General features: G+C 71.9%; 2 protein-coding genes. One reads left to right on the top strand and one right to left on the bottom strand.

Translation table 11 applies throughout. From position 1 onward, the window contains the following. Positions 1–365: 365 nt before the first annotated feature. Complete coding sequence (gene disA / locus HMPREF0975_RS05825; protein WP_021607406.1) at positions 366–1,436, top strand: DNA integrity scanning diadenylate cyclase DisA; 1,071 nt, start codon at positions 366–368, stop codon at positions 1,434–1,436. Between the two features lie 77 nt (positions 1,437–1,513). Here disA and HMPREF0975_RS05820 read toward each other — a convergent pair. Then, the coding region (locus HMPREF0975_RS05820) for a hypothetical protein (RefSeq protein WP_009233218.1) at positions 1,514–2,464 on the bottom strand (951 nt) is incomplete at its 5' end.

Below are 2,464 nucleotides of genomic sequence, written 5' to 3'. Positions count from 1 at the left end.
GGTCCTGCCGGTCGCGCACGTGGGCGAGGCGATGGGTGCGGCACTGCCCCGCGGCTGAGGCCGTCGAGAAGGCCCAACCGGACAGGAGGACAGTGCTGCCGATGTTGCCGGTGCTGCCGATGCCGTCGGCGCAGCAGTGAACGGTGCGCTCGACGGTGCGGCCACGGGTGGCCAACAGACCAAGTGGTCCAGTGTGGGAAGGCCCTCTCCGAGGGGCGGCCCGCCTGCCGATACCATGGGGCAGTGAGCACCGGTGAGTGCGCACTCAACCAGATGGCGCGGAGCCAGACGGTCTGGGTCGCTCGCCCGCCCCGGTGAGCGACCACCGTGCGAGCCCCTCCCAGGACACCGCGAGATCAGGAGAGATGATGATCGAGGCCGCTGGCCAGCTGCGCGAGACGCTTGCGCTCGTCGCTCCCGGCACCGTCCTTCGTGACGGCCTGGAGCGGATTCTGCGCGGTCGTACCGGGGCGATCATCGTGCTGGGCTTCGACCCGGTGGTCGAGGCCATCTCCTCCGGCGGCTTCCACCTGGACGTCGAGCTGTCCGCGGCCCGGCTGCGCGAGCTGGCCAAGATGGACGGCGGCGTCGTCGTCGACATGGACACGGCCCGGATCCGGCGCGCCAACGTCCAGCTCCTGCCCAATGCCTCAATCCAGACCTCGGAGACGGGCATGCGCCACCGCACCGCCGAGCGCGTGGCCCGTCAGACCGGATATCCGGTCATCTCCGTGAGCCAATCGATGCGGATCATCTCCCTGTACGTGGATGGCAAGCGCCACGTTCTGGAGCCCAGCGAGTCGATCCTGGCCAGCGCCAACCAGGCCCTGTCCGCCCTCGAGCGCTACAAGGCGCGCCTCGACCAGACCTCCGCCGGCCTGGACTCCCTGGAGATCGAGGACCTCGTCACCGTCCGCGACGTCACCGCGGTGCTCCAGCTCATGGAGATGGTCCGCCGTATCTCCGCCGACATCGACTCCTATGTCCTGGAGCTCGGCACCGACGGGCGCCTCCTGGCGCTCCAGGTCGAGGAGCTCACCCGGGGCCTGCTCGCCGAGCACGGCTTCCTCCTGGAGGACTACCTGCCCGAGGGCCTGGACACCGCCACCGTGGACGCGCGCCTGAAGTGGGTGGGCTCCCCCGCCCTCCTGGACCTGGCGATGGTGGCGCGCTCCATGGGTCTGGGCGGCATCGACGGTCAGGACCTGGACGCCCAGGTCTCCCCGCGAGGCCTGCGGATCCTGTCCAAGATTCCGCGCCTGCCGGTGGTCACGGCCCGCGCCGTCGTGGAGCAGTGGGGGTCCCTGCAGGGGGTCTTGGGCGCCACCATCGAGGAGCTCGAGGCCGTCGAGGGCGTCGGTGCCCAGCGGGCCCGGACCCTGCGCGACGGGCTGTCGCGACTGGCGGAGATCTCCGTCGTCGAGCGCTACTCCTGAATCAGTCCCGCCGCTTCGACGTCGCCGACCGGCCCTAACCGCCCTGGAACCGCGTCGGCCGCCCTGGGCCGAGCGCCTCAGCCGACGACGAAGACCCGGTCCTCGGTCAGGTCCTTGCCCCCCATGACGAAGCGGAATCGGTAGGTCCCGGCCCCGGCCGCGTTCCCGGGAGCGGTCTGCGCCTGACCGGCAGAGGAGCCGTCGGTCGCACTCGGATCGGCCGAGGGCGTCTCCTGGCCCGTGGCCTGCGCGCTCGCGTCGTTGCTCGGCGTGGAGGACGCCGAGGCGCCAGCCGGCGAGGCGGGTGCCGCAGTGGCGGCTGCGCAATCGGAGGTCGCCGCGTTCCCGTTCCACGTCACGCTGACGTCCGCGGCCTGCCCGGGAGGCAGGAGGAGAGGGCGCTCGGCCTGTCCCACCGGGCAGGCGATGGAATCCCACACCTGCTGGGAGCCCGAGGAGACCCGCACCCCCACGGCCTGGCTGCCGGCATCGAGGAGGCAGGGCGCCGAGCCGTTATTGACCAAGGAGATGGTGAAGGTCGCCCCTGCGCCCACACCGACCGACTCCGGGCCGTGCACCGTATTCGACAGGGCAGCGGGATCGCAAGCCACCGGCGTGGGGTAGACGGTGTGAACCTTGGCGGCGGCGCGCTCCTCCTCCTGGCTGCGGATGGTGCCGCGCACCCAGAAGTAGCCGACGATGATGGCCACCACGAACAGCAGGAGGAACAGCAGCAGGCCGCCCAGCACCAGCGTGCGGCGCAGACCGTAGCGGGGCTGGGGAGGGATTGGCTTGCGCAGTCGGCCGCTGCGGGGCTGTTGGGGCCCCTGTGGAACCGAGTCGGGGGCGCCTGAGAGTCGCCCGCCGCCGATGCGGGCCCACTGCGCGCCCTTGCCCCAACCGTGGCGACGACGACCGGAGCGTCCTGCCTGGGTCGAGCTCGTCCGGGCGGATCGAGCGGTCCCCGGGGCGGCCTGCCGCGAACGGGCCGTCGAGGATTCCCGGGGGCCCGTCGGGTGCGCTGCGGC

The sequence above is a fragment of the Actinomyces sp. oral taxon 849 str. F0330 genome (assembly GCF_000239715.1).
GTDB classification, from domain to species: Bacteria; Actinomycetota; Actinomycetes; order Actinomycetales; family Actinomycetaceae; genus Actinomyces; species Actinomyces johnsonii.
The sequence above is the reverse complement of the archived record's forward strand: the minus strand, read 5'-3'. Positions and strand labels throughout refer to the sequence as shown.